This window comes from Streptomyces bambusae (assembly GCF_019400985.1).
Taxonomy (GTDB): Bacteria; Actinomycetota; Actinomycetes; order Streptomycetales; family Streptomycetaceae; genus Streptomyces; species Streptomyces bambusae_A.
Genome location: NZ_WTFF01000061.1, coordinates 19,966 through 28,558 on the forward strand (window position 1 = coordinate 19,966; position 8,593 = coordinate 28,558).

5 protein-coding genes are annotated in these 8,593 nt (G+C 72.7%); 4 read left to right on the forward strand and 1 reads right to left on the reverse strand.

The genetic code is table 11. From position 1 onward, the window contains the following. The first annotated feature begins 33 nt into the window (after positions 1-33). Positions 34-825: an LppU/SCO3897 family protein gene (locus tag GPJ59_RS11620; protein ID WP_219666927.1), complete on the forward strand. Its 792-nt coding sequence runs from the start codon at positions 34-36 to the stop codon at positions 823-825. A gap of 27 nt (positions 826-852) precedes the next feature. Here GPJ59_RS11620 and glgP read toward each other — a convergent pair whose 3' ends face one another. Continuing rightward, positions 853-3,501 carry an alpha-glucan family phosphorylase gene (gene glgP / locus GPJ59_RS11625; RefSeq protein ID WP_219666928.1) on the reverse strand — a complete coding sequence of 883 codons (2,649 nt, stop codon included), beginning with the start codon at positions 3,499-3,501 and terminating at the stop codon, positions 853-855. 475 nt (positions 3,502-3,976) lie between these two features. Here glgP and GPJ59_RS11630 point away from each other — a divergent pair, with 475 nt between their 5' ends. The 3 genes from GPJ59_RS11630 to GPJ59_RS11640 form a co-directional block, all read left to right on the forward strand. Beyond that, positions 3,977-5,971 carry an alpha-1,4-glucan--maltose-1-phosphate maltosyltransferase gene (locus GPJ59_RS11630; RefSeq protein ID WP_219666929.1) on the forward strand — a complete coding sequence of 665 codons (1,995 nt, stop codon included), beginning with the start codon at positions 3,977-3,979 and terminating at the stop codon, positions 5,969-5,971. Further along, entirely contained in the window at positions 5,968-7,662 is a 1,695-nt protein-coding gene (gene treS / locus GPJ59_RS11635; protein WP_219666930.1) for a maltose alpha-D-glucosyltransferase, read from the forward strand. The genes GPJ59_RS11630 and treS overlap by 4 nt, the downstream gene beginning before the upstream one ends. A gap of 162 nt (positions 7,663-7,824) precedes the next feature. After that, the coding region (locus GPJ59_RS11640; RefSeq protein WP_445271639.1) for a maltokinase N-terminal cap-like domain-containing protein at positions 7,825-8,593 on the forward strand (769 nt) is incomplete at its 3' end.

Genomic DNA, 8,593 nt, shown 5'->3' on the forward strand with positions numbered 1-8,593 from the left:
CGTCCGCCGCACCCTCACCCTTCGGAGCAGCCGGTGTCACCGGAAGAGATACCCGTAGACCTCACCCCGCAGCAGGCCGCGCACGGCGTGGTCCTGCCGATGAACCTGCCGTCCGGCCCCGCCCGGGTCAGGATCCCGCACACCGAGGACGGCGCCCTGGTCCGGGCCCGCGTCGGGCAGGCGGAGTTACTGCTGCGCATCCGGGTGGTGGACCCGTCCGCCCCGGCGGCCGCCCCGACCGTCCCCGTGAACATGGCGGCCGCACCGGGCGCCCCGGCGGGACCGGCCGCCCCCACCGCCTCCTCCCCGAACGCCGCGCGGGGCTGTCTGATCGCTGCCGGGGTCGTCGCGGCCGCCCTCGTCGCCCTCGCCCTGTTCGACAGCGGGGACGACAGCCGCAGCACCACGTCGGCGCCGACCCCCTCCTCCTCCTACAGCGGCACCTACTCCCCCGCCCCGGCCACGCCCGAGCCGGACGCCACCTCCGACGCCCCGCAGGACACCTCGACGAGCAGCGCGCCCGAGCCGGTCGCCACCCCCTCCGAGACGGCCCCCAGCCCGTTCGACCGGGGCACCTGCCTGGGCGGGGAGCTGCCGGACTCCACGACCGCGCAGCGGGTGACGGGCGTGGAGGAGGTGCCCTGCTCGGCGTCCGACGCGCACTACCGGGTGATCGAGAGCATCCCGGGCACGTCGGACCTGAACAGCTGCGACGACAACTCCGACACCGAGTACGCCTTCTCCTACTGCTACACCCGCAACGGCATCCCGATCAACCAGTACGTCTACTGCCTGGTCGGCATCGGCCCGTACGCCCGCGGCTGACCCGCCACCGCCGGACAGACCCCAGCCTCACCGCAGCAGGACCCCCGCCTCCGCGCCCGACACCGCCTGCGCCGGGGTGGCCACCAGGCCCAGTTCGGCCGGGGTCGCCAGGAGCGGGTGGGAGGGCAGGAGGCGGACGGTGTAGCCGAAGGGGCCCGTGCGGTCCAGGGCGAGCGGGCCCTCGTAGAGCCAGCGGCCCTCCAGGTCCGGGCCGGCGGCCGGCTTGAGCGGGAAGCTGCGGGCGTCGCGGATGACGTCCTCGGCGTCCACCCGCCCGGCGACGGCCTGGACCTCGATGTCCTCGGGGGCCAGCGCGTCCAGCGAGACCTGCACCCGCAGGGTGAGGGTGGCGCCGAGTTCGGCCGTGCCGTTGACCGGGGTGGCGGCCAGGGCCTCCACGTGGTCGACGGCCACCCGCGGCCAGGCGGTGCGCACCCGGGCCTTCCAGGCGGCCAGCTGCCGGGCGGCCTCCGGGTCCAGCGCGCGGTGCGCGGCGGCCGCCGGGGCGTAGAGCCGCTCCACGTACTCGCGCACCATCCGGCCGGCGAGCACCTTCGGGCCGAGGGAGACCAGGGTCCGCCGGACCATCTCGATCCACCGGACGGGGAGCCCGGCCCGGCCGGAGCGGTCGTAGAAGCGGGGTACGACGTGCTGCTCGACGAGGTCGTAGAGCGCGGCCGCCTCCAGGTCGTCGCGGCGGTCCTCGTCCGTGGCGTCGCCGTCGGCGGTCGGGATGGCCCAGCCGTAGTCGGGCTCGAACCACTCGTCCCACCAGCCGTCCAGCACCGAGAGGTTGAGGCAGCCGTTGAGGGCGGCCTTCATCCCGCTGGTGCCGCAGGCCTCCAGCGGCCGCAGCGGGTTGTTCAGCCAGACGTCGCAGCCCGGGTAGAGCTTCTGCGCCATGGCCATGCCGTAGTCGGGCAGGAAGACGATCCGGTGGCGCACCCGCGGGTCGTCGGCGAACCGCACCAGCTCCTGCACCAGGCGCTTGCCCCCGTCGTCCGCCGGGTGGGCCTTGCCCGCGACAACGATCTGGACGGGCCGCTCCGGGTCGAGCAGCAGCCGGCGCAGCCGGTCGGGGTTGCGCAGCATCAGGGTGAGCCGCTTGTACGAGGGGACGCGGCGGGCGAAGCCGATGGTCAGCACGTCGGGGTCGAGGACGGAGTCCACCCAGCCGAGTTCGGCCGCGCCCGCCCCGCGCTGCCGCCAGGAGGCGCGCAGCCGGTCGCGCACCTCGGTCACCAGCTGCTCGCGCAGCTCCCGGCGCAGGTCCCAGATGTCCTGGTCGGAGATCTCGGCCACGGCGTCCCAGCGCTGCGAGCCCCCGACGGAGAGGGCGTCCTCGGTGCGGCCCGGGCCGATCTGGCGGGCGCCGAGCCGGACGACCTCCGGCGCGACCCAGGTGGGGGCGTGGACGCCGTTGGTGACGGAGGTGATGGGGACGTCGGCGGGGTCGAATCCGGGCCAGAGGCCGGCGAACATCTCGCGGGAGACGGCGCCGTGGAGGGTGGAGACGCCGTTGGCGCGCTGGGCGAGCCGCAGGCCCATGACGGCCATGTTGAAGACGCCGGGGTCGCCGCCGGGGTAGGTCTCGGCGCCGAGTTCGAGGATGCGGTCGACGGGGAGGCCGTCGAGTTCGGCCCCCTCGGCGAAGTGGCGGGCGACCAGGCCGCGCTCGAAGCGGTCGATGCCCGCGGGCACGGGGGTGTGCGTGGTGAACAGGGTGCCGGCGCGGACGGCCTCGACGGCGGCGTCGAAGCCGAGGCCGTGCTCCCCGGTGAGCTCCCGCATCCGTTCGAGGCCGAGGAAGCCGGCGTGGCCCTCGTTGGTGTGGAAGACCTCGGGGGCGGGGCGGCCGGCCAGCGCGCAGTACGTGCGCACCGCGCGCACCCCGCCGATGCCGAGCAGCATCTCCTGGAGCAGGCGGTGGTCGCTGCCGCCGCCGTAGAGCCGGTCGGTCACCTCGCGGGCGCCGCCGTCGTTGTCCTCGACGTCGGAGTCGAGCAGCAGCAGCGGGACCCGGCCGACGCGGACCTGCCAGATGTGGGCGTGCAGCGACCGGCCGCCGGGCAGCGCGAGGGTGATGCGCGCGGCGGAGCCGTCCTCGGTGCGCAGCAGGGAGACGGGCAGTTCGTTGGGGTCCAGGACGGGGTAGTGCTCCTGCTGCCAGCCGTCCCGGGACAGGGACTGGCGGAAGTAGCCGTGCCGGTAGAGCAGTCCGACCCCGATGAGGGGGACGCCGAGGTCGCTGGCGGCCTTGAGGTGGTCCCCGGCGAGGATGCCGAGGCCTCCGGAGTACTGGGGCAGGGCGGCGGTGATGCCGAACTCGGGCGAGAAGTAGGCGATGCCGGCGGGCGGCGGGGCGGGGGCGGTCCGGGCCCGGGCCTGGTACCACCTGTCGCCGTTCAGGTAGTCGTCGAGATCGGCGGCCGCGGCGGCGAGGCGGCGCAGGAACCTCCGATCCGCGGACAGCTCTTCGAGGCGGGCGGCGGACACGGATCCGAGCAGCCGGACGGGATCGCCTCCGGCGGCCTGCCATCCCTCGGGGTCGACGGACTGGAAGAGTTCGCGGGTCTCCACGTGCCACGACCAGCGCAGGTTGCGCGCGAGGTCGGCGAGCGGCAGCAGGGGTCCCGGCAGGACGGGGCGCACGGTGAATCGACGGATAGCCTTCACACGTTCCACCTTCGCAGGGGATCACGGATCGGAGCGGGCACACCACGCTGTGCACCCGACATCACCCCGGAAGGCTAGCGGCGGCCGGGCCCGTCGACCACAGCGCGTCGGGCGCAGGCAGCCCCTGCCGTCACCCCCGTAACGCCCGTGTCACCCCCGCACTTCGACTTGACGAAGAGCGGATCGGCGCGTGGCTGGAGACAACCCTTGTCGGCGCGCCTACGTACGAGTAGTTAACCAATCGCGCGGATTGGGCGGGCCCGGAGTGGGAAGGGCTCCCCGCGTACCGAGCACGGCGCACACGCCCCCCACCTCCCCCGCCACCCGAGTGAACGCGGACAGGAGCGGCCATGCCCGCAGCGCAGCCGTCCACGGAGCGGCTAGAAACAGAGCGAACAGAGCGTGCACAACCGGCTGAGTCACCAGCTGAGACGTTGTCACCGAGCCCTGCGAACCACCCCCAGGTGATCCCATCATGATCGGTCGCATTCCCGTGCTGGACGTCCGCCCTGCCGTCGACTGCGGTGTCAGACCCGCCAAGGCGGTCGTGGACGAGGTGTTCGAGGTCTCCGCCACCGTGTTCCGGGAGGGGCACGAGGCGGTGGCCGCCCACGTGGTGCTGCGCGACCCGAGCGGTCGGACGCGGCCGGGCGTGCCGATGCGCGAGCTGGCCCCCGGGACGGACCGGTGGGGGGCCCGGGTCAGCGCGGATGCCGAGGGGAGGTGGACGTACACCGTCGAGGCGTGGAGCGACCCGGTGGCGAGCTGGCGGGCGGCCGCGCAGATCAAGGTGCCGGCCGGGATCGACGCCGAACTGGTGCTGCTGGAGGGCGCCCTGCTCCTGGAGCGGGCCGCGGCCCGGATCCCCAAGAAGGACGGGCGCGCGGATGTGCTCGCCGCGGCCGCCGTGATGCGCGACGAGGAGCAGCCCGCCGAGGAGCGGCTGGCGGCCTCGCTCGCGGCGCCCGTCGACGCGGCCCTCGCCCGCAAGCCCTTGCGGGAGCTGGTGTCGGCCTCGAAGCCGCTGGCGCTGCGCGTGGAGCGCAAGCGGGCGCTGTTCGGGTCCTGGTACGAGCTGTTCCCGCGGTCGGAGGGTGCGATCGTGGAGGAGGGCCGGCCCCCGGTCAGCGGAACGTTCCGGACGGCCGCCGAGCGGCTGCCGGCGGTCGCCGCGATGGGCTTCGACGTGGTGTACCTGCCGCCCGTCCACCCGATCGGCACGACCTACCGCAAGGGCCCCAACAACACGCTGTCCGCGGGCAGTTGGGACCCGGGTGTGCCGTGGGCGATCGGCTCCCCGGAGGGCGGGCACGACGCGGTCCACCCCGACCTCGGCACCCTGGAGGACTTCGACCACTTCGTCGGCCGTGCCCGGGAGCTGGGGATGGAGGTGGCCCTGGACTTCGCCCTGCAGTGCTCCCCGGACCATCCGTGGGTGGAGAAGCACCCGGAGTGGTTCCGCCGCCGGGCCGACGGCACGGTCGCGTACGCCGAGAACCCGCCGAAGAAGTACCAGGACATCTACCCGGTCCACTTCGACGCCGACATGGCCGGCATCGTGGAGGAGACGGTGCGCGTGCTGCGCCACTGGATGGAGCACGGGGTCCGCGTCTTCCGGGTGGACAACCCGCACACCAAGCCGGTGGTGTTCTGGGAGAAGGTGATCGCGGAGATCAACCGGGCGGACCCGGACGTGATCTTCCTGGCCGAGGCCTTCACCCGGCCGGCGATGATGCGCACGCTGGGCGCGGTCGGCTTCCAGCAGTCGTACACGTACTTCACCTGGCGCAACACGAAGCAGGAGCTGACCGAGTACCTGACCGAGCTGTCGGGCCCGGTGGCGGCGGCCGCGATGCGCCCGAACTTCTTCGTCAACACCCCGGACATCCTGCACGCCTACCTCCAGAAGGGCGGCCGCCCCGCCTTCGAGGTCCGGGCCGTGCTCGCCGCCACCCTCTCCCCCACCTGGGGGGTCTACGCCGGCTACGAGCTGTGCGAGAACACGCCGCTGCGCGAGGGCGGTGAGGAGTACCTGGACTCCGAGAAGTACCAGCTGAGGCCCCGCGACTGGGCCGCGGCCGAGCGCGAGGGCCGCACCATCGCCCCGCTGATCACGACGCTGAACCGGCTGCGCCGCCGCCACCCCGCGCTCCAGCAGCTGCGCGACATCCATTTCCACGAGACCGACAACGACCAGGTGATCGCCTATTCGAAGCACAGCGGCAGCGATTCCGTACTGGTGGTCGTCAACCTCGATCCGCACCACACCCAGGAGGCGACGGTCTCGTTGGACATGCCGGTACTCGGCCTCGACCGGCACGGGTCCCTCGCCGTGCGCGACGAGCTCACCGGCGATACCTACCACTGGGGCAGGGCGAACTACGTGCGACTGGAGCCGGGCCGCGCGCCTGCGCACGTCCTCGTCGTCCTGCGACCGTCCCCGCCCACCGGAGGGTCACCCACCACATGATGATCAACGATCCCGTCCCCGACACCTTCGAGGACACCCCCGCCAAGGACCGCGACCCCGACTGGTTCAAGCGGGCGGTCTTCTACGAGGTCCTCGTCCGCTCCTTCCACGACAGCAACGGAGACGGCGTCGGGGACCTGAAGGGCCTGACGGCCAAGCTGGACTACCTCCAGTGGCTGGGCGTCGACTGCCTCTGGCTGCCGCCCTTCTTCGCCTCCCCGCTGCGCGACGGCGGCTACGACGTCTCCGACTACACCTCGGTGCTGCCGGAGTTCGGCGACCTCGCCGACTTCGTGGAGTTCGTGGACGCCGCCCACCAGCGGGGCATGCGGGTGATCATCGACTTCGTCATGAACCACACGAGCGACCAGCACGAGTGGTTCCAGCAGTCGCGCAAGGACCCGGACGGTCCGTACGGCGACTACTACATGTGGGCCGACAACGACAAGCAGTACCAGGACGCCCGGATCATCTTCGTCGACACCGAGACGTCGAACTGGACGTACGACCCGGTGCGCAAGCAGTACTACTGGCACCGCTTCTTCTCCCACCAGCCGGACCTCAACTACGAGAACCCGGCCGTGCAGGAGGAGATCGTCTCGGCCCTGCGCTTCTGGCTGGACCTCGGCATCGACGGCTTCCGCCTGGACGCCGTGCCGTACCTGTTCGCGGAGGAGGGCACCAACTGCGAGAACCTGCCCCGGACCCACAGCTTCCTCAAGCGGGTGCGGGCGGAGATCGACGCGCACTACCCGGACACGGTGCTGCTGGCGGAGGCCAACCAGTGGCCCGAGGACGTCGTCGACTACTTCGGGGACTACCGGGCCGGCGGCAACGAGTGCCACATGGCCTTCCACTTCCCGGTCATGCCGCGCATCTTCATGGCGGTGCGCCGGGAGTCGCGCTACCCCGTGTCGGAGATCCTGGCCAAGACCCCGCAGATCCCCGACCGCTGCCAGTGGGGCATCTTCCTGCGCAACCACGACGAGCTGACCCTCGAAATGGTCACGGACGAAGAGCGCGACTACATGTACGCCGAGTACGCCAAGGACCCGCGGATGCGGGCCAACATCGGCATCCGGCGCCGGCTCTCCCCGCTGCTGGACAACGACCGGCACCAGATCGAGCTGTTCACCGCCCTGCTGCTGTCGCTGCCCGGCTCGCCGATCCTCTACTACGGCGACGAGATCGGCATGGGCGACAACATCTGGCTGGGCGACCGGGACGGGGTGCGCACCCCGATGCAGTGGACCCCGGACCGCAACGCCGGTTTCTCCTCGTGCGATCCGGGCAGGCTGAACCTGCCGGTCATCATGGACCCGGTCTACGGGTACCAGGTCACCAACGTCGAGGCCGCGATGTCCTCGCCCTCCTCGCTGCTGCACTGGACCCGCCGGCTCATCGAGATCCGCAAGGCGAACCCGGCCTTCGGCCTCGGCTCGTACACCGAACTGCCGTCGTCGAACCCGGCGGTGCTCGCGTTCCTGCGTGAGTACGGGGACGACCTCGTGCTGTGCGTGCACAACTTCTCGCGCTTCGCGCAGCCGACGGAGCTGGACCTGCGGTCGTTCAACGGGCGGGTACCGGTGGAGCTCACGGGTGACGTGCGCTTCCCGCCGGTCGGCGAGTGGCCGTACCTGCTGACCCTCGCCGGGCACGGCTTCTACTGGTTCCGCCTGCGGACCGAGTAGGGCCGCCGGCCGGTACGTACGGGGCGGGCGCACGCACGGGTCGATCGCCCGCCCCGCACGGCTCTTCCAGACCCGACACCCACACACCCACCGGAGAAGCAACTGCCACATCCGGGACACTCTGCGCATTTCTGTGACGGCCCGGGGAAAGGACGCGACGCCATGTCGGAGGCTGCATCCGCCGGGACGACCGGGACCGCCAGAACCGCCGGCACCGCCACCGGACGGTCGGGGACCGCCAGAACCGCCGGCACCGCCAGCGGACGGTCCGGGACCGCGCTGCCCGTCACCGCACGGGCCCCGATCACCTCCCTCGGCCCGCTGGAGCCGCTGCTGCGGGCCTGGCTGCCGGCCCAGCGCTGGTTCGCCGGGAAGGGCCGCGACCTCGGCCGGCTCCGGCTGATCTCCGCGGCCGAGCTGCTGCCCCCGGAGTCGGACCCCGGGCTGCTGCACCTGCTCGTCGACGTGGACGGCGACTGCTACCAGCTGCTGCTGGGGCTGCGCGCCTCCCTGCCGCCGGCCCTCGCCCCCGCCCTGATCGGCCGCGCCGAGCAGGGCCCGTACGCCGGCCAGACCGTGTACGAGGGGCTGGGCGACCCCCGGCTCGCCGCGCTGCTGCTGGAACGGTTGCGCGCCCCCGGCACGCTGGGCCCGCTGCGCTTCGACCGCGACCCGCTGGCCCTGATCCCGGCCGGGCTGACGGCCCGCCCGCTGTCCGGTGAGCAGACCAACTCCTCGCTGATCTACGGCGACGCGTGCATCCTGAAGGTCTTCCGCAGGGTCGGCCCCGGCGTCAACCCGGACCTGGAGCTGCCGCGCGCCCTGGCCGCCGCCGGCTGCGCCCGGGTGCCCGCGCCGGTCGCCTGGTACGAGGCGGAACTGCCCGCGGGCCCGCCCGGCCCCGCCGGCCCCCGGTCCGCGTACCGGTACC

Coding starts and splice junctions, on each gene's coding strand:
- GPJ59_RS11630 (WP_219666929.1), top strand. CDS start 3,977: ATGATCGGTCGCATTCCCGTGCTGGACGTCCGCCCTGCCGTCGACTGC.
- treS (WP_219666930.1), top strand. CDS start 5,968: ATGATGATCAACGATCCCGTCCCCGACACCTTCGAGGACACCCCCGCC.